Source organism: Streptomyces sp. NPDC005931 (assembly GCF_042871235.1).
In the GTDB taxonomy this organism is placed as follows: domain Bacteria; phylum Actinomycetota; class Actinomycetes; order Streptomycetales; family Streptomycetaceae; genus Streptomyces.
Genome location: NZ_JBIAIG010000022.1, coordinates 1 through 19618, shown reverse-complemented (window position 1 = coordinate 19618; position 19618 = coordinate 1). Strand labels below are relative to the sequence as shown.

General features: G+C 70.6%; 12 protein-coding genes. All 12 read right to left on the bottom strand.

The window, feature by feature from the left end; translation table 11 throughout:
* Positions 1-34 precede the first annotated feature (34 nt).
* Complete coding sequence (locus ACFYOV_RS31640) at positions 35-1282, bottom strand: cytochrome P450 (protein ID WP_389093694.1); 1248 nt, start codon at positions 1280-1282, stop codon at positions 35-37.
* Positions 1279-7392 carry an amino acid adenylation domain-containing protein gene (locus tag ACFYOV_RS31635; protein ID WP_389093692.1) on the bottom strand — a complete coding sequence of 2038 codons (6114 nt, stop codon included), beginning with the start codon at positions 7390-7392 and terminating at the stop codon, positions 1279-1281. Before ACFYOV_RS31635 ends, ACFYOV_RS31640 begins: the two co-directional genes overlap by 4 nt.
* Before the next feature lie 7 nt (positions 7393-7399).
* Positions 7400-7804, bottom strand: coding sequence for a nuclear transport factor 2 family protein (locus ACFYOV_RS31630; protein ID WP_389093689.1), 405 nt, complete (start codon positions 7802-7804; stop codon positions 7400-7402).
* Positions 7801-9963 (bottom strand): aminotransferase class III-fold pyridoxal phosphate-dependent enzyme, encoded by a 2163-nt coding sequence (locus ACFYOV_RS31625; protein ID WP_389093687.1) that lies wholly within the window; start codon positions 9961-9963, stop codon positions 7801-7803. The genes ACFYOV_RS31630 and ACFYOV_RS31625 overlap by 4 nt, the downstream gene beginning before the upstream one ends.
* A 105-nt stretch (positions 9964-10068) precedes the next feature.
* Positions 10069-11157: a prephenate dehydrogenase gene (locus ACFYOV_RS31620; RefSeq protein ID WP_389093685.1), complete on the bottom strand. Its 1089-nt coding sequence runs from the start codon at positions 11155-11157 to the stop codon at positions 10069-10071.
* An 89-nt stretch (positions 11158-11246) separates the two neighbouring features.
* The gene (locus ACFYOV_RS31615; protein ID WP_389093683.1) at positions 11247-12200 is read right to left on the bottom strand and encodes a DMT family transporter; all 954 of its coding nucleotides are present in this window, start codon (positions 12198-12200) and stop codon (positions 11247-11249) included.
* On the bottom strand, positions 12197-13516 hold the full coding sequence (locus tag ACFYOV_RS31610) for a PLP-dependent aminotransferase family protein (RefSeq protein ID WP_389093681.1): 1320 nt from the start codon (positions 13514-13516) through the stop codon (positions 12197-12199). Before ACFYOV_RS31610 ends, ACFYOV_RS31615 begins: the two co-directional genes overlap by 4 nt.
* Complete coding sequence (locus tag ACFYOV_RS31605) at positions 13513-14430, bottom strand: phytanoyl-CoA dioxygenase family protein (protein WP_389093678.1); 918 nt, start codon at positions 14428-14430, stop codon at positions 13513-13515. The genes ACFYOV_RS31610 and ACFYOV_RS31605 overlap by 4 nt, the downstream gene beginning before the upstream one ends.
* Complete coding sequence (locus tag ACFYOV_RS31600) at positions 14427-15596, bottom strand: alpha-hydroxy acid oxidase (RefSeq protein WP_389093676.1); 1170 nt, start codon at positions 15594-15596, stop codon at positions 14427-14429. Before ACFYOV_RS31600 ends, ACFYOV_RS31605 begins: the two co-directional genes overlap by 4 nt.
* Entirely contained in the window at positions 15593-16693 is a 1101-nt protein-coding gene (hppD, locus tag ACFYOV_RS31595) for a 4-hydroxyphenylpyruvate dioxygenase (protein ID WP_389093674.1), read from the bottom strand. Before hppD ends, ACFYOV_RS31600 begins: the two co-directional genes overlap by 4 nt.
* 207 nt (positions 16694-16900) lie before the next feature.
* Positions 16901-17536, bottom strand: a complete 636-nt coding sequence (gene dhaL / locus ACFYOV_RS31590) for a dihydroxyacetone kinase subunit DhaL (RefSeq protein WP_389093672.1) — start codon at positions 17534-17536, stop codon at positions 16901-16903.
* 394 nt (positions 17537-17930) lie between these two features.
* Positions 17931-18710: an IclR family transcriptional regulator gene (locus ACFYOV_RS31585; RefSeq protein WP_389093670.1), complete on the bottom strand. Its 780-nt coding sequence runs from the start codon at positions 18708-18710 to the stop codon at positions 17931-17933.
* Positions 18711-19618 lie beyond the last annotated feature (908 nt).

The following is a 19618-nucleotide window of genomic DNA, read 5'->3' as shown; positions in this document are numbered from 1 at the left end:
GCTCCTTGTCTTCGTGCTGTTGCGTGTCCGGGGGTCACCAGGTGACGGGCAGCTCGTGCACGCCGTACACCGCCATGTCCTCCTTGAAGCGGAGCTGCTCGTCGGGCACGGCGGTACGCAGGGTGGGGATGCGGTGGGCGACGCCCGCGTACACCTCCTGGAGTTCCACCCGGGCGAGGGACTGTCCCAGGCACTGGTGCGGCCCGTAGCCGAAGGCCAGATGACCGTGGGCGCGCTGGGTGGGGTCGAACTCCTCACCGGCGCCGAACCGCCCGGGGTCGCGGTTGGCCACGTTGATGGCGGCGATGACCCCCTCTCCTGCGCGCACGAGGTGGCCGTTGACATCGACGTCCTCGACGGCGATACGGCGGATGCCGCGCTGGACGATGGTCAGGTGCCGCAGCATCTCCTCGACGGTGTCGCGGAGCAGCCCGGGGTCCTCGCCCTCGCGGAGCGCGGCGAGGTGCGCTGGGTGGCGCAGCAGAGTGAGAACGCCCAGCGAGATCATATTGGCGGTGGTGTCATGCCCGGCGGTGAGCAGCAACAGTGCCATGGCGGCGAGGCGTTCACGGTCGATGGCGCCGGTGCGAAGGTGCTTCACCGCGATCCGGCTGATGAAGTCCTGCCGGGGGGCCTGCTCCCGCACGGCGACCAGGGACTCAAGGTAGTCCTGCAGCTCCCGGCGGGCGGCCGCGGCGGTCTGTGTCGTACCACCGATCGCGTTCATGGTGTGGGTGAGGGAGCGGAACAGTTCCCGGTCCTCGAACGGCACTCCCAGGAGCTCGCAGATCACCGAGAGGGCGACCGGGAGGGCCAGTTCGCCGACCAGGTCGGCCGGGGCGGGCCCTTGGAGCATCCGGTCGAGGCAGCGGTCCACGACACCGCGCACGGCGGGGCGCAGAAACTCGGCGCGTTTCACTGTGAACTCACTGAGCACCAGCCGCCGGTAATGAGCGTGTTCCGGGTTGTCCATGATGAGCAGCGTCGGGGTGACGGCCGTCTCGGCGAGGGCGACGGCGCTGGACAGGGGATAGCCGGGGCGGCTCTTGTCCGCGCTGAACCGCGGATCGGAGAGCACCACTCGGGCGTCCTCGTAGCGGGTGAACAGCCAGGGCCGGACCCCGTTCCAGATCGTGACCCGGGGGACGGTCCCTGCGGCGCGCACCCGGGTGACCTCTTCGGGCGGTGCATACGGGCACTGGCGTGCCATCGGGTAGTGGGGGGGTACGGGGGTTTCGCCGGACGGCGCCGTGCCGGTGGGAGTGGAGCGTGCAGTGGTCATCGGTGGATCTCTCCGGTCGTCGTACCGAGCGCGGCGCGCGACCGCCGCAGGAAGTCCCACCACCGGCCGATGAGGGCGTCATCGAGCTCGGGTGGGGTGATGCCGTGTGCCAGCAGCGCGTCGAGGGTGGCCCGGTTGTCGTGGCGGACGCGACTCGGGTGCTCGATGGCGCCCAGGTCCCTGAGGTGCTCGAGGTAGGCCAGGGCGGGCAGTTCGGTCCCGTCTGCGGCTGCTGCGCCCAACCGCCGGATCCACTCGGCGAGGTCCACCGCCTCCATGGGGCCATCGCCCCGCCGGTGGTACGGGGTGAGGAAGGCGTCGAGGCCCAGTGGCCGGGGATGGTGCAGGTGGTAGACGGCGCCGGACCGGTCGTCGGCGAGGGCCAGCGCCACCAGTGCCCGCGCCATGAAATCGACGGGGAGCACGTCGAACGTCAGCCGGGGGTCGGCCGGGTAGCAGCCGAGTTCCGCGCAGCTCACAAGGATCCGGGTGAGCATGTCGTCCAGGCTCACAACGCCGTTGCCGGTGGTGCCGCCCGCCCGGCCGAGCCGGTAGACGCGGGCGTGCGCCCCGCGCGCCACGGCCTGGGCGACGAGCCGTTCGGCCGCCCATTTGGTGGCGGCGTAGCCCCGGCCGAGCGGGTGCCGTTCGGCGTCCGTCGGGGTGGCCTCGGTGATCGTCCGAGGTGTGCCGTCGGCCGTGAACACCCCGAGCGTGGAGATCTGGTGGAACCGGGTGGGTCGGCCCGTCGCCGCGATCTTCAGCAGTTCCTCGGTGCCACGGACGTTGGCGGCGGCGAGATGCTGGAAGCCGGAGAGGTGGTGCACTCGGGCGCCGATGTGGAGGACGGTGTCGGCCTCCCTCAGCAGCCGCTCCCGCTCGGTACCGGCCAGCCCCAGCCCTGGCTGTGCCAGATCGCCCGGGACCGGCACGACACGGGGGTCGTGCGGGTCCACCCGCAGTCCGTAGCGGGACACGGTGGTCTCGATACGGCGACGTGCGGCGTGGGGCGAGTCCGCCCGTACCAGGCAGAGCACGCGGTCGTCGGTGCGCTCCAGCAGCTCCTGCAGGACGTGGGCCCCGAGGAAACCGGTGGCGCCGGTCAGCAGCGCCGGTCCGCCGGATGGCGCGGGCGGCCCGCTGAAGACGACCGCCGGATCGAGTACGGCGTCGGCCGGGCGCACGGTGTCCGCGGGCGGGACGGTGTGGCCCGCTGTCCGGCCGGCCGTGGCGCGGACGGTCGGCGCCGCCAGGAAGTCGCGGACCGCGATACGGGTGCCGCACTCCCGCTCGATGAGGCCGAGCAGCCTGATGACCCGCAGCGAATGCCCGCCGAGCGCGAAGAAGTCAGCGTCGAGCGACCCCACCGGGCTGCCGAGCACCTCTTCCCACAACCTCAGCATCCGGCGTTCTTCCGGGCTCGCTGCCACCGGGTCGGCGGCGACGGGGGCCGCCGGAAGCCGGTCGGCCAGCAGAGCGGCGAGGGCGTGGCGGTCGGCCTTGCCGTGTGCGCTGGTCGGGATGGCGTCCACGGGAGCGAGGTGCCGGGGGACCATATGGCCGGGCAGCAGCCTCGTGAGGTGCTCGCGCGCCTGCCGGGCGTCCGCCGGGCCGACATGGACCGCCGCCAGTTCGGCGTCCGGACCGTGTCCCAGGACGACCGCCACCGCCTCCCGCACTCCGGGGTGGGTCGCCAACGCGGCCTCGATCTCGCCCAGTTCGACGCGGAAGCCGCGCAGCTTGATCTGGCCGTCCAGTCGGCCCAGGAAGTCGAGGTTGCCGTCGGGGAGCCGACGCACCCGGTCGCCGGTACGGTACAACCGCTCATCGGGGCCGACCACCGGGACGGTGGTGAACAGCTTCGTGGTGTGCTCGGGATTGTTCCAGTAGCCGCGGCCGACACCGGCGCCGCCCAGGTAGAGCTCGCCGGGGACCCCGACGGCAGCCGGCCGGCCGTACCGGTCGATCACATGGGCCCGCGTACCGGGCAGCGGACGGCCGATCGGCACCCGGGCCCGGTCGTCGTCCGGCGCGACCTGGTAGGTGGTCGCGAGGATGGCGGCCTCGGTCGGCCCGTAACCGTTGATCACCACACGGCCGCGGGCGAAATGCCGGGTGTCGTGTACGTCCGCGGGCTCACCGGCCACCAGCAGCACCCGTACGCCCGCGAGATCCGGGCGGCCCAGGGCACGCAGCAGCGAGGGGACCGTCACCATGACGGTGACCTTCCGCTCCCGCAGCAGGCGGGTGAGCGCCGCTCCGTCGCCGCGAGTGGTGTCGTCGCAGAACACCAGGGAGGCCCCGGAGACCAGCGGCATGAACTGCTCGTAGACCGCGACGTCGAAGCCGGGCGAGGTGAGCTGCAGCCAGACGTCCGTGGCGTCGAAGGGGTGCCGGAACAGGTTCGCGCGGAGCGTGTTGACGACCGAGCGGTGCTCGATCACCACACCGCGCGGGCGGCCGGTGCTGCCGGAGGTGTAGATGACGTACGCCGGGTCGTCCGGTGCCGTGGCCGGGGCGGGCACGACGGTCGTGGGCTCGTCGGCGGGTTGCGTCAGCCGGTCGATATGGAGCACGGCGGTAGCCCCGGGCACCTCGCGAAACAGCGCGTCGGCCAATTCCTTGGCAGTGACCAGGGCCCGTGCCTGTACGTCGTCGACGGTGTACCGCAGTCGCTCGACCGGGTAGGACGGGTCGAGCGGGACGTAGGCCGCACCGGCCTTGAGCACGCCGAGAATCGCCACGATCAGACGGGGCGAGCGGTCCAGGCAGATCGCCACCCGGTCGCCCGCGCGCACACCGTGCCCGGCGAGCCGGGCTGCGGCCTCGTCGCTGAGCCGGTCGAGCTCCCGGTAGGTGAGGATGAGGCCGTCGCTGATCACAGCCGGTTTGTCGGGACGTGCGGCGGCCTGGCGGGCGAACAGTTCGTGCAGCGTGGCCGGGGGAAACTCCTGCATGTGCTCTGTCTCACCCGGGTTCTGCCGCTCGTGAGCCGAGTCCAGTGCCAGTTCCCGCAGGGTCGCGTGGGCGTCGCCCGCGAGCCGGTCGAGCACCGCGATCACCTGTTCCCCGAGGTGCCGGACGGTGTCCGTGCGGTAGAGATCGGTGCTGAACTCCAGTTCCAGGTCGATCCCCTCGCCCCCCTCCTGGAAGGCGAAGGAGAGCTCGAACTTGGCGGAGTCCGGCGCCGCGGTCGGCCAGCGCTCGACACCGGGGCCGAGGGCCGGGAGACGAGGTGGACGCTGCTGGTAGTTGACGACGGCCTGGAAGGGGATCGAGCCGCGGGCCGGGCCCGTGACACCCAGGTCCCGGCAGACCGTCTGGAAGGGGACGTCGTGGTGGCGATACGCCTCGAGGCAGGCGTCCCGGACCCGCTGCAGCAGCGTGCCCACCGAGGTGTCAGCGCATGCGCTGACCCGGATCGGCAGCATATTGACGAAGTAGCCGATGAGCCGCTCCGTGCCGGCCCGGCCGCGACCGGTGGCGAGGCTGCCGAGGCAGAGATCGTCCCGCTCGGCGTAGGCGGACAGCACGGTGTAGACCCCGGCGAGGCAGAACATGAACCGGCTGACGCCGTGCGCCTGGGCCGCTTCGGTCAGCCGGACTGCCTGCGCGGGAGCGATCCTGAGGCGTATCCGGTCGCCCGCGCCACTGAGCACGCCAGGACGCGGGGCATCCGTCACCAGGTCGAGGGCGGCGGCCCCGCCTGCCAGGGCGTCCCTCCAGAACTCGCGTGCGGCGGCCGACCGCCCCGGATCGCGGTCGAGGGAGTCCAGCACGTGATCGGCGAACGACAGCTCGAGTTGCGGGAGACCGGCCGGGTCGGGCTCGCCGCTCAGCGCAGCGGCGTAGAAGGCGGACAGTTCGTCGAAGAAGAGGTCCAGCGACCAGTCGTCCGCAATGACGTGGTGGATGTCGAAGTGGACGACGGTCCGTGCTGGGTCCAAGGTGAGCACCACCGTGCGGACCAGCGGCGTCACCGGGTCCGCGGGGTCGGCGGCGATGGACTCGGCGATCAGCTCCCGCGCCCGGGGCTCCCGTGCGGCCGGCGGCACGGCGCTGAAATCCATGTGCCGCAGCGCGGCGCCCGGGTCGGCGGACGGGGACTGCCACCAGCCTTCCGCGTCCTGCTCGATGGCGGTGCGCAGTGCGCTCTGGCGGTACGCCAGCCGGGTCAGGGCGGTGCGCAGCGCGGGGACGTCGACCGGCCCCCGTACGAGGAAGGTACGGGAGATGTCATAGCGGCCTCCGGGGGCCGCTTGCTGCTCGAACCAGATGCCTTCCTGCCCCGGCAGGAGGGGGACCCGGTCGCTGGGTGCCGTGCGGAGCGCCGCCCGCACGGCAGGCTTCGCGGCGTCGACGCGGGCAGCGAGCGCCCGGACAGTGGCGGCTTCGAGGAGTTCGGCGACGGAGAGCGCGACGCCGGTGGCCCGTTCCAGACGCGCCAGGACGACCATGCCGGAGAGCGAGTCGCCGCCCGCCGAGAGGAAGTCGGTGTCCGGGCCGGCCGGCCCGCCGAGCACATCGCGCCAGACGGCCGCCACCGTGCCGATGGTGCCCGCGTCGAAGGCGGCTGCTTCGGCACGGGAGTCCTGCGAGGTCATCGTGCTCCGCGCCAGCAGTTGCCGGTCGGCCTTCCCGTTCGCCGTCACGGGGATCGCGGGCAGCGCCGTGACCGCGGCGGGAACCATGTGGGACGGCAGCACCTCACCGAGTCGGGTGAGCAGGTCCTCCTCGGACACCGTCCGCCCGGCCGCCGGGCGGACGAACGCCACAAGTCTTCGGAGCAGGCCTTCCCCTTGCGCGACCGCCACTGCCTCGCGCACCGCCGGGTGATCGAGCAGGGCTTGTTCGACCTCCCCCGGTTCGACCCGGTGACCACGGATCTTCATCTGGTCGTCGAGCCGACCGAGGAAGGCCAGACTGCCGTCCGGCAGCTGCCGCACCCGGTCCCCGGTCAGATACGCCCTGCGGTCGGGCCTGCCCGGCTCGGGGATGAAGCGCTCGGCCGTCAGCTCCGGCCGACCGAGATAGCCCCGGGCCACTCCGGTGCCGCCCACGCACAGCTCGCCCTCTTCCCCCGGCGCCACCGGCCGTCGGCCGGGACCGAGAACGTGCACCGACGCCCCCGCGACCGGCCTGCCGATGGGTACGCCGCCGGACCAGCTCTCGTCGTACGCGTCCATCACCTGCCAACAGGCGTAGACGGTCGTCTCGGTCGGTCCGTAGCCGTTGACGATCCGGCACCGGGGGAGCGCCCGCAGCGCCTGCCGCACCGACCGCGGATGGGCCCGGTCACCGCCCGATATGAGCAGCCGCAGCCCGCCCAGCTCGGGGGTGATGTGCTCCACCGCCAGCCGGAAGAGCGGGGCGGCCAGCCGCAGCACGGTCACGCCGTGCCGGGTGACGGCGCGGCCGATGTCGTGGACGGTCGGGTCCGGCTGCTCGGGCAGGACGAGTGTCGCGCCGTTCAGCAGGGCACCCCAGATCTCGAACACCGACGGATCGACATGCAGCGGGGCGAGCTGCAGGAAGACATCGTCGGGGCCGAGCCCGGCCGTCGTGCCACGCACCAGGGCGAGCACGGAACGCTGCTCCACCAGTACGCCTTTGGGCTGCCCTGTGCTGCCCGAGGTGTGGATGACATAGCCCAGAGTGTCCGGCCGCCGCGGCACCGGGGTGAACGGTGGCGCCTCCTCCTCGGGCGGGAACTCGTCGATGCACCGGATCTCGACGTGCTCGGGGAGCAGAGCACGCAGCCGCGGTACGTCATCGGTCGCCGCGAAGACCACACGAGCTCCGCTGCCCTCGACGAGCATGCGCAGCCGCGCATCGGGCGAGCGCGGATCCAGCGGCATGTACGCGCCCCCGGCCAGGACGATCCCGAGCAGCGTGGCGATGGTCCCGGGGGAACGCGGGGCGCAGATCCCGACAGTCTCCTCGGGTTCGAGGGTGTCGGTGAGCCGTCCGGCCACCACCCCGGCCCAGTCGGCCAGCCGGCGGTAACTGAGCCGCAGGTCGCCGGCGGTCAGGGCCGTGCTGTCCGGGCGGGCGGCCACCACCTCGTGGAAGGCGTCGCCCAGGGTGTCGGCAGAAGCTGTCGTCGTCATCGGCGCGTCACCCACGGGCGTTCAGTGCCGCGACGACGCTGGCGGTGTCGTAGAGATCCAGGTATCGCGTGATCAGACCGTCCCGAACGGTGAAGACATTCATCCACTGCGCCTCGTACCGGACGTCGTTGGCCAGAATCCGGGTCCGGCTGACGCCGAGGACCACCACCCTGTCCCCCGCATCGAGGTATTCGTACGCCTCACATTCCTGGACTTCGATCAGCTCCCGGACGATGCGGAAGAACTCCCGGAAACCCGACACACCCCGGTACGCACCGGCCCAGGGAAGGGACTTGGGGCCGTGGTAGATCCATTCGAAGTCTTCGGAGAGCATCGCCTCGATGTCTTCGAGCCGGCCCTCGTCGAACAGGCGGAAGAAGCGGCGGATCACATCGATGTTCTGGTCGCTCATGAAGTGCCCCCCACGGCATTGGACGTGTGTGCGACGCTCCGGCGCCACCGCAGGGCGCCGCGGAACGTCTCCTGTGCATGGAACCGGGCCACTTGGGCGAGCAGCCGGTACGGGCTGGTGCGCGAGAGCTCCTGGGCGCTGCGCATCACCCCGCGGATCTCGTCCTCCGTGGCGATCAACGGCAGCAGGAAGACGTCGTAGACGATGAACACCCTGGCTCTGGTGATCCACCAGAGCATCATCGAGAAGGTCATCAACTCGCCCTCGGGATCGATGATGTGGCGCAGCAGACGGGGCAGGCGCACCTCGAAGCGGCCGAGCAGCCCCTCGGCGAACCGCCGTCCGACGCTCGGTGAATGGCTGCGCATTCCGGCGATGCCGGTGCGCACGACCTCTGAGAGTGCAGCGACACGCCGGTCGAGCCGGAGTGCGTCGACCTGGGCGATGGCCTGCAGCGCGAAGTGTGCGCCGAGCCTGCTGGCGTGATGTTCGCGGAGTTCGCCCACCAGCTGCGGGTTGGTCCTCGCGGCCGCCTGATGGACGGTGTCGGAGACCAGGGCCGCTCCGGTGGGGAAGCAGCCGTAGCTGAGCACCTTGGAGAGGCTCATCAGGTCGATCTCGGGCAGCCGACCCCGGTGGGCGAAGCGTCGTCCGCATCGGTAGAAGGAGGTGAGTACCTCGTCGACGCCGACCAGGTAGCCGTGTTCCGTACGGCCGCGGGCCACGACGTCGAGCAGCGGGTCGGGAATGGAGCCGTACGAGTCCGAGCTGCCGTGGACGAGTTCGATCCAGACCAGACCGACTTGGCCCGAGTCGATCTCGGACTGGAACTCGTCGGCCGCGCGCGTCGAGAACGGGTCGATGTAGACGATGTCGTCGTAGAGCGGCGCGAAGGGAGCGCGGGTCTTCGGCGCCGCGGTGGCCAGCAGCGAAACCAGTGTCTTTCCGCCGTAGTTGTGCTTGAAGACGACGATCCGCCGCTGTTCGGGGCGGGCGAGCCGGGCAAGGATCAGCGCGTTCTCCACCGCCGAGGCACCGCTGACCGCGGGAAAGGTGTGCGGCAGCCCGGTCTCCCGGGCCAGGACCCGCCGCAACTCGGCCACATAGTCGCGGCCGGGGTCGTGCCGGCCTATCACGTCGGTCAGGGCGTCGGTCGGGTTGTGGCCGTTGACGCCGAGGCCCGCGCCGCACAGCCCGTCGACCAGGTTCAGCCGGCGGCCGGAATCCAGCTGGACGGTGACCCGGGAGCCCTTGGCCTGTACGACGTGCAGGGCGCCGCGCAGCTTGCGGTGCATCCGTACCGTCATCGGGTTCACATGGCGTGCGTACAGATCGAGGGTGCGCTGCCAGTTCTTCGCGGTCGCGGCCAGTACCGTGCGCACCGGGGCCTCGGGACCCCACCGGCGCAGCAGCCTCTGTTTGACGGCACGCATGGCGACGGTGTTGCCGCCGTAGGTGTTGGAGTGCAGAAAGCCCGTGGCGGGCGTGCTCCAGGGAGCGAACACGTCATGCGTGCCGATGAACGCGCCGAACGGGATCTCGTAGCCGGTCAGCGACTCGCCCACCACGACGATGTCCGGCCGGACAGCCGATACGGCCGGGGAGCGAGGCCGCACCGGGTCGGCGTCGGACAGATCGAGGGCGGTGCGTGCGCCGTGGGCGCGGGCGAGCTCGGCGAGTTCGACCAGCTCCGCGGGATCGAGGGACTCCGGAGCACGGACGACGAGCCCGCAGTACGTGCCCGTGGACAGGGCGGCGCGCAGGGTGTCGAGGGTGGGATGGGTGGCGATACCCGGTACCAGGGCGCGTTCGGGCCCCTCGCCGAGCGGGTCGGCCCGCCGGCCGAGAGTGCCGTCGGGGTCGAGGACGAGGACCCGGCCTCCGTGGACATCGGCGGAGGCGACTGCGCGATGGCGCAGCAGCTTGACGGCTCCGTGCAGGGCCTCGAAGCGGGAGTTCGCGAAGAAGCTCCGGTAGGTCGTACCGGAGGGCATGCCACCGAGCTCGCGCATCAACTCGCTGAGGAGGAAACCCACGTGGGCGGAGTCTTCGGTGACGAACCCGGACGGCATCGCGAAGATGGGACGTTGCTGTTCGATGAGGTCGGTCAGGACGCCGAGGGTGTATTGGCCCGCCGGCAGGAGGTAGGGCTCGACCACGCGATCGCGATCAGGCTTCGCGGGGCCGTCAGGATGCAGAGACAAAAGAGCACCAATCCGCGTCATGGCTGGGGGATGTACGTGACGTACGCAAGGCGGGGGTCGCTAACGGACCGCCCAGCCCCGTTCGCGCAGAGCGTCGGTCAGCGGGCGCGCCGCGTCCGGGGCCACCCGGAGCTCGACCACCGAACGGTGCGGTGGCGGTGCCACGTCCGGAAACGTCAAGTCCTCCAGGTCCACTCGTGCCGCGCTCACATCGTCGAGCAGCTGCTCGAGGCCGCGTCCCCAGCCGCCGATGGCGATCGTGAGCGGGGTGGCGGAGCCCACTCCTCCGCCGCCGTGCGCGGTCACGATCCGGGCCCGCCCCTCGCTGCCGCGGCGCAGGATGTCGGTCAGGTCCGCCAGGGCACCGTCCTGCTGCCCCGGTGCTCCCTCGGCGAGTCGGGCCAGCGCGTCGGCCGTTCGCTGCAGGTCCTCGGTGACCTCTGCGAGCAGCGCGCCGACAGCCGGGGCGTTGGCGGCGAGGATGTCCGTCCACAGGGTGGCGTCGCCCGCGGCGATCCGGGTGACGTCCAGCACTCCACCACCGGCCAGTCGTACGGTGTGGTCCTCCCCTTCCAGCAGCCGGGCGGCGGTGAGGCTCGCCATCAGGTGGGGCAGATGGGAGATCAGCGCCACGGCCCGGTCGTGGTGCGGTGGGTCCAGCAGCACGGGGACGCTGCCGCAGAGTGACACCAGCTCCAGGGCGCGGTTCAGAGCGTCTTCGCTGGTCTCCGGGGTCGGGGTGAGCACCCAGGGCCGGTCACGGAAGAGGTCGGCTCGGGCCGCCAGCGGCCCGGAGCGTTCCCGCCCGGCCAGCGGATGCCCGCCCACCACAGCGGTGGTGTCGCAACCCAGGGCCAGGCACGCGGCGTGGGGGAGCGCTTTCACGCTCGCCACGTCCGTGTACGCCCTGGCCAGTTCGGCCTTCTGGTGCTCTGCGATGGTGCCGGCGACGTCCGACGGCGGGACGCAGATGACCGCGACGTCCACCGGTGCCGAAGGCGGTTCGGGCGTCCCCGCGCCGCGTGCGGCGGCGATGCGTACGTTTTCGGAGTTGCGGTCGATCAAGTGGGTGGTCACTCCGCGGCCGGTCAGTGCCAAGGCGATCGATGTGCCGATGAGGCCAGTGCCGACGACTGCAGCGGTTTGCAAGGGTCGCTCCTCGACCGTGGTGAGATGGGCGGCGCGACCGTCCGGGCCCATCCGGCATGCGGACGGGCCCGGACGGGCCTCGGGAGGGGTTACCGGTCGGCCGCGCTCTCTGCCGCCGGTTCCGCCGGTGCCGTCGGCCCCGCGGGGAGCCGGTTGCCGGTCAGGCGCCGTAGCAGCTCCGGGTGTGCCAGCATCACGGCGTTGCCGGCCAGGATCAGGAGGACGCCCGCCAGATCCCGTCCGGTCCAGTGAAAGTCTTCGAACATCGTGGACAGCAGGAGCGCCACGATCGGGAAGAGCACCATCGCGTACGCCGCGCGCTCGCCGCCGATCCGGCCGAGCAGCGTGAGATAGGCACCGAAACCCACCACCGAGCCGAAAACGGCCAGGTAGACAAGCGAGCCGACGTATCGCGGCGTGGGCTCGAACAGGGCACTCCTGCCGAAGAACGCGGCGAACGGGGCCATCAGCAGCGCCCCGTAGGCCATGGCGTACCCGGTGCTCGGGACCACCGCGATGCCCGCGGCCTGGGTCTTGCCGGAGACCACGTTCCCCAGGCAGAACACCAGGGTGCCGAGGACCGAGAGCGCGATGCCCTGGCCCGAGCCGGAGGAGAGACCGAAGTTCTGGAACTCCGGCCAGAACACCGTGCCGATCCCCGTCAGCCCGACCGCACCGCCGACGAGCATCTTCCCGGTGATCGCGCGTTTGAAGAAGAGGCGGGCGAACGCCATGTTCACCAGCAGCGACATCGCGAAGACGATCGAGACGAGACCGGTGGTCAGATGCTGTTCGGCGAAGTAGAAGCAGACGAAGTTGGTGGAGAACATCAGCGCGCCCATGAGGGCGAACTGCCCGTGCACCCGCGGTGGGTGGCGCAGCCGCAGCCCGCGCAGACGGGCCCACGCCAGGAGGATCACGGCCGCCAGGGCGAACCGGTAGGCGATCGACACGGTGGGGTGTACCTCCCCGAGCTGTCCCTTGATGGCCAGCCAGGTGGAACCCCAGATCAGCACCGTCACGAGGTACAGGAGCGCGTTCACAGACAGCTCCGTTCCAGCAGACCCACCAGCCGACCGGCTCCCTCGGCCACTTGCTCCGGCGTGAGATAGCTCAGGGACAGGCGCATCTGGTGGCGGCCGCCCTCCGGATCCGGATAGAAGTAGTTCATGGGGGTCCAGATCACTCCGTGCTCGCGGGCGGACTCTTCGAGCAGTGCGTTGTCCGCCGGGACAGGGAGCGTCAGGGTCAGGAAGAATCCTCCGTCGGGCGAGTTCCAGCGGATTCCGGCCGCCTCGCGCCGCTGTGCGGGCAGCAGTCGGTCCAGACAGCCGAGCAGGACGGTCATGTTCTCCCGGTAGAAGTCTGCGGCCGGTTTGTTGGCCTCCCTGAGGCGGAAGTCGTGGGTGAGGATCATGCCGGCGATGACGGCCTGGCTGATGGCGGGCGTGTTGACGGTCACCATGCCCTTGATCTTGGACAGTTCGTCCGCCAGGAGTCGGTGGCCGCCGTCCACCGCCCGGACGCGCTGGTCGGCGACCACATAGCCGACCCGGGCGCCGGGGAAGCAGGTCTTGGCGAAGGAACCGAGGTAGATCACCCGCCGCCGGCTGTCCAGCGCCTTGAGCGTGGGCAGTCCGGTGCCGGTGCGGGTGAAGAAGCCGTACGGGTTGTCCTCCAGGAGGAGCAGGTCCTCCTCGTGGGCCACCTCGAGCAGGCGGCGACGCGCGGGCAGGGGCAGACAGGTGCCGGTGGGGTTGGAGAAGTCCGGCACCACGTAGAACGCGCGGGGCCGCTTACCGGCCGCGCGCAGCTCGGCGACCGTCCGCCGCAACAGCTCCGGGTCGGCCCCTCTCTCGCCTTCGGGTACGTGCACCGTCTCGATGTCCAGCAGCCTGGCCGCCCCGGTGATCCCGACATAACAGGGTGAGGAGACCAGCAGTACGTCCGAGGGCCCGCCGAACAGAGCGCGGAGGGTGAGGAACATGGCCTCCTGGCAGCCCACGGTGACCACGAGCGCATCGGGGTCCGCCTCGATGCCCTCGTCGTTGCGCAGGACGCGGGCCACCAGGTCGTGGATCTGGCCGTTGGTGCGTCCGTACTGGAAGAGCATGGTGCGGATCTCGTCGTCGGTCCGGCCCATCTCCTCGGAGAGATACCGCGTGTAGGCGCCCAGGTAGTGGCCGATCCGCTCCACCTCGAAGAGTCCTTCGTAGGGGCGCCCGGGGCCGAAGGAGATCGCTTCCGGATGGCGGGAGGTGACCTCGTTGAGGAAGTTCATCACCTCCATGAGCGGGTCGTCGAGCGATGCGTGCAGCTCATCGGCCCGCAGCACGGTGTTGGGGGGACCTTGGGTCACCGCCGGTCCTCCCACAGCACCGGGCAGAAGTCCGGGTCGGTGTAGTCGGGGTTGCCGTTCGCATCCGCGCGGACGAGCACGTCGTTGTTGTACACGAGCCGCTCACCGGAGGACAGCTCGTACGGCCGCCACTGGTTGGTGCGGTCCTGCAGGTGGAAGGAGATGGCCCGCCGGGGCCGGTCGCTGACGTTGTGGCCGCTGCCGTGGTAGGTGCGGCAGTGGTGGAAGCTGATGTGTCCCTTGGGGATGTTCACCGGAACCTTGCGCACCTCCGCGTTGTTGAACGCGGCATTCTCCGCAAGCATCTCCTCCAGTTCCGACCGGTCGCGCTCGGCGAAGTGACGGCTGGTGGAGTCGTCGCCGCCGATCTCCTTCCAGCGGTGGCTGCCGTCGATCATCGTGATCGTCCCCATCTCCTCGTCACAGTCGTGGAAGGGGACGAAGGCGGTGAGCATCTCGTCGCTGGAGCAGGTCTGCCAGTAGTGGCGGTCGAAGTGCCAGGGCACGATGTTGCGGGCGTCGTCCGCACGCGGCGGCTTGTGGATGAGGGTGCTGTTCCACAGGCGTATCTGGCTGGTCTGCGCTATCCGTGCCGCCACGGCCGCGATGACCGGCTTGGACAGGATCCCGCGGATGGTGGCGTCCTCGTAGAAGATGTAGTCGTTGTGCCGGTGCACATCGCCCTGCTCGGGCTCCCAGTACGCAAGGCGCGGCGGACGCTTCGGTATGGTGCGGTCCCGGTGGCCGGCGTAGAAGCGGTCGGCCGCGGAGTTCAGCAGGTCGACCTCCTCGTCGGTCAGCAGCTTCTTCGACAGATACCAGCCGTGCTCCTGGTAGAACTGGACCTCCTCGTCGGACGGCAGAAGCTCCTGCTCGGCGGCGCTCAGTGTGAAGCGGGCGTCGTTCGTCGTCATGTCATCTCCCTGTGATCGGTGGCGTGGTGCGCGAAGTCTTCGGAAGGGTGGAGGAGGTCCCGGGTGACGGTGTCGAGGCGGGGCCGACCGGTCAGCGCCATCGCCTCCTCCAGCTCCGTCCGGAGGGTGGTCAGGATCCGTTCGACGCCCCTCTCGCCGTCGGTGGCGAGCCCCCACAGGACGGGGCGGCCGACGAGCACCGCGCGGGCCCCGAGAGCCAGCGCCTTGAGCACGTCGCTGCCGCGGCGGACGCCGCCGTCGACGAGCACTTCGCACTGGTCCGGCACGGCCGCCACGACTTCGGGCAGCGCCTCCAGTGCCGGTACGGCGCCGTCGAGTTGCCGGCCTCCGTGCGTGGACACGATCAGCCCGTCCACTCCCAGGCCGGCCGCCTTTCGGGCGTCCTGTGCGGTGAGCACGCCCTTCAGCACCAGCGGCAGACTGGTCAGCGAGCGCACCCAGGCCAGGTCCTGCCAGGTGAACGCGGCATCGTGGTGCTCCGCGGCATGCTCGGCGAGAGCGGAGCTGCCGGAGCGGCCGTGGTGCAGTGCGCCCCGGTGCCCGTTGTCGAGATTGGCCGGCCGGACGTGCGCGGGGAGGCCGAAGCCGTTGCGCAGGTCGCGTTCCCGACGCGCCATCCGGGGGGTGTCGACGGTGATCACCAGGGCTCGGTAGCCGGCGGCCTCGGCCCGGCGTACGAGCGATTCGGTGATCTCCCTGCGACGCATCACATACAGCTGCAGCCACAGCGGTCCGGTGGCCGCTCGTGCCGTCTCCTCCAGCGTCCTGCCGGCGAAGGTGCTGATGACCGTGAGCGCGCCCACGGCTCCGGCCCCGCGGACGGTGGCGGTCTCGCCGTCCGCGTGGACCAGCCCGTGGTAGGCCATGGGCGCGATACCGACGGGGAATTCGACGGGTCCGCCGAGCAGTGTGGTGCTCAGCTCGCAGCGGGACACGTCGACGAGGACGCGGGGACGCAGCCGGTAGCGCCGGTATGCCGCGGTGTCCTCCCGCAGGGTCACCTCGTCGCCGCTGCCGCCGGCGATGTAGTCCCAGACGGAGGGGTCGAGCCGGGCGCGTGCCGCCGCCTCGTAGTCCTGCGGGGACAACAGCACGTCCCGCCGGCCGTCGGGTGGCCCGGTCCGTTCGGTCACCCGCGCGGTCACTCGACGGTCCTCGCCGCGGCACCGGCCGGTAGTGCGTCCTTGGCGCGCTCGCGCTCCACCGCCTCGTAGAGGGCCCTGATGTTGCCGCTGCCGAAGGTCCGTGCGTCGAACCGCTGGATCAGTTCGAAGAACACTGTCCGACGGGCGTACGGAGAGCGGGTGAAGACCTGCACCAGCTGGCCCCACTCGTCCCGGTCGGCCAGCAGGCCCAGCTCCTGCAGCACGGTGGTGTCGATGTCCACGTCGATGCCGCGATCGGCCAGCGCGGAGTAATAGCCGGCCGGAGTGGACAGCAACTCCACACCCGAGTCGCGCAGTTCACGGGCCGCCCGAACGATGTCGTCGGTGCCGAACGCCACATGCTGGACGCCGGGACCGTCGAATCCGTCGAGGAATTCGTCCAGTTGACCGCGGTCGCCGGTGGGATCCGGTTCCACCATGGTGAAGGTGACGCCCCTGGTCTCGTCCTGCACGACCTTGGAAGCCATCGCTTGACCGCCTACGACGATGTGCTCGTCGTAGGTGTGCCGCAGCCCCAGGGCCCGCTGATAGAAGTCGACCATGCTGTGAAGCGAACCGGCGCGCAGGCACAGGGCCAGGTGGTCGACCGAGCGCAGGAGCCCGGGCCCGGGCGCGGGCTCGTCGGTCACGGGCAGATACCTGCCGGGCAGATGAGCGCCTGACGGATCGTCGCGTTGGACGAAGGTGTGCACCAGGTCGTTGGTCGCGGCGATGGTGGCCCGTACGACCCGGCCTCCGGCGCCCTCGAAGGTCTCCGGTGCGGCGACGGACTCGGCCCCGGAGGCCAGCGCCCGCTCGTAGTCGCCGACCGCATCGGTGGACCGGAGTGCCACGTCGCGTACGCCATCACCGTGCCTGCGGACGAACCGCGCGGCCGCGTGGTCGGCGTGCAGGGCGGATGTCAGCACCAGGCGGACGCCGCCGTGCGCCAGCACCAGCGAGCGGGCACCGGCGAGTCCGGTGAGCGGGCCGGCCTCGGCCACCACCCGGAATCCGTAGGTGCTGCAGTAGTAATGGGATGCCTGATGGACATCTCCGACGAAGAACTCGACATGGTCGACGGAATGGACGGTCACATGGATCCAATCGATCGTTGGAGGCACGAAGAGGGAGAAGAGGGAGGGGACGGGCCCGTGGGAGCGCGCCCCGGCATCCGGGGGCGGGCAGCGTCGCCGGCGGTCGGGCCAAGAGCCGCCCACTGCTGTTGCCCGTCCTGGGGGAGGCGGTCGTCAGGCGCGGGCGTTGTGCGGCCTGTCGGCCGTACCGGAGGAGCTCGTTGTCCTTCAGACCGCTCCCGTCTCCTCGGCGAGAGCGCGGAAGACATAGGCGGTCGACGTGGCACCCGGGTCCTGGTGGCCGATACTGCGCAGTCCCAGATACGACGCGCGGCCCTTTCTGGCCTGCATCGGGATGGTGGCCCGCATCCCGGCCTCGGCCGCTTCGGCCGCCGCGTGTGCGGCCGTTCCGAAGTCGGCGCCGGAATGAGCCGCGTCATGGAAGGCCCTGAATGCGGGCGCATACGCGTCGATCATGGTCTTGTCGCCGGGCACCGCCGCGCCCAGTTGCTGAAGCTTCTGCAGCGCCGCGCCGAGCGCCACCGCGAACTGCGGGGTGTCGATCTCCGCATCTCTGTCGATGGCCTTGCCGAGGGCCTGGAACGCGCTGCCGAACAGTGGACCGGAGGCGCCTCCGACCACGGAGACCAGAGTGCTTCCCGTGGCCACGAAGATCTCGCCGACTGAGGCCGCGGGCTGCCCCCCATCGTGAAGCCGGGCGCGGACCGCGCCGAAGCCACGGGCCATGTTGGCCCCGTGATCGCCGTCCCCGATGGCCGCATCCAGTGTGGTGAGGTACTCCTGATTCCGGCTCATGGCCGAGGCGATGTTCTGCATCCAGCCACGGGCGAGCGAGGCATCCACCTGTCCTCCTTCGGATCGCGCGGTGCGGTCCTGCAACGGGGCCGGACGGCCAGGGAGGTTGGCCGAGGAGCTGCCTGCCGGCAGGCGTCGGCGACATCCACAAGCGCCTCGGAGCGCGGGGACGCGGGTAACTCGACGGGTGCTGCACGGTCTTCCATGGCAGGCGCTCCTTCACTCCCCGGGGTCGCTGCCGTGAGCGGCGGGCCGGGCCACTGACAATTCCGAAAGCTGTTCGGCATTGCCGAACGGCCATGGGAAGCAAAACCCACCGCCCCCGGTTCCGTCAAGCGTGTGTCACAGAGCGGTTCCGAGGGGCACGACGGGGTGAACGATCAGACGTGTCCGGTGAGTTGATGAATCGTGAAGGACGCCGTAGGGTCCCCTGAAAGCGGCCTCAATCGCAGGCGTGCAGCCCTGCGTCACGCGGTGCACCGAGGTCCCGGGAGAGGCTGCGGGCGACCTGGCGGACCGCGATGGCACTCTCCTGACGTGCACCTTCCGCCAGAAGGTGCTCGACGGGGCCCACCACGCCGAGACCGCCCACGACGTCACCGGTGCGGTCGAAGACGGGGGCCGCGATGCCGGCGTCGCCGAGGGTCAGCTCCTGGTCGTCCAGCGCGTAGCCGGTCTGCCGAACCCTGTCCAGCTGTGCCGCGAGCCGTGCCGGATCGTCGATGCTGGCACCGGTGACCCGGGTCAACTCCCCCGCCAGAAGCTTCTCTCGGCGTTCGGCGGGCAGAAAGGCCGCGACGGCCTTTCCCAGGGCGCAGGTGTTCCAGGGGAGACTGGCCCCCGTCTCCAGGATCTGCATCGATCCGCCGGGCCGGAAAGCATGGTGGACGACCAGAACTTGGGGATCGGTGAAGACTCCCACCCACACGGCGGCCCCGGTCCGGGTGGCGAGCAGGTCGGCCCACGTCACCGCGCGAGTGCGCAGTTCGTGCGAGTCCAGGTAGGCGTTGCCCAGGGCCACGAGGCCGGGGCCGAGTCGGTACTTGCCGGACTCCCGGTCCTGCACGACCATGCCCTCCGCCTCCAGAGTGCGCAACAGGGCATGCACGGTCGGCTTCGCAATCCCGACGCGGTCGGCCAGTTCGGTAACGCCCAGGCGCGGTGTCGCCGCCGTGGCGAGCTCCCTCAGGACGTGGATCGCCCTCTGCACCGCCTGGACCATGATCGACTCCCTGTTCGGCATTGCTGAATGGCGTTCCGACTCATAGAGTCCTTGTTCATGACACCGTTGGCGGCATCGTACTTGTGTCACACGGTGCCGGAGATTCGCCCTCCCCTGCCCTCCGTGGTCGAGCAGCTCGGTTCGGGAGGCATCGCCGTGGTTCCGGCCGACGGCACCGAGGTGGTGGTACGCGGCCATGCCGTGACCGGGCGGGCGATCTCCTCGGGTCGAGGGCAACCACGTCCACGTCCCGGCTCCGTGTCACCCGTACCACCGAATATTCGGCACAGCCCTGGCACCTCGCCCCCGCCCCCGCCCTCACTGCGCCGATGACGCAGCGCGTTGAGCTCGCACCCGTGATGGACCGGCTGGGCCGTGGACGAGCCGGCCACCGAGCACGCGGAGGCGGTGGACGGCGGTGACTGGAGTGCGTACCGGCGGCTCTTCACGGCGGACGGGTGGGCGACTACCGCCTCCGGCGGTGTCGAGGGCGAAGCCGGCCGGGTCGCCGGGTGGCTCGAAGAGATCCCCTGGCTGTCCGCGAAGCGGCAGCATCCGATCGTCGACGACGGGTGCGGTTCGGGATCCTGGAGCACGACACCGGGGACACCGGCCCCGGGTGCGGGCGGCGGGGGTGTTGACCGGCTGGCCCCGGATCGTGTTCTTCGAGTTACGCGCGCGGCGCTGCAGCGCAGGGTGGGAGGTATGCCGGACGAGGGGCGTGCTGCCGCCGGCCCGCGGCCACCTGCACGGGCGCCGAATGGGCTACAGATCTCGAGCGCATCTGTTTCTCCGGGTAAGACGGAAAGGGTTCTAGTGTCCTGCGCCGGAGATCCGTCGGCAGAAGTTGGCGAGGGAGTCGAGGATTTCCTCGGCTGTCTTGGTCCAGATGAACGGCTTGGGATCTT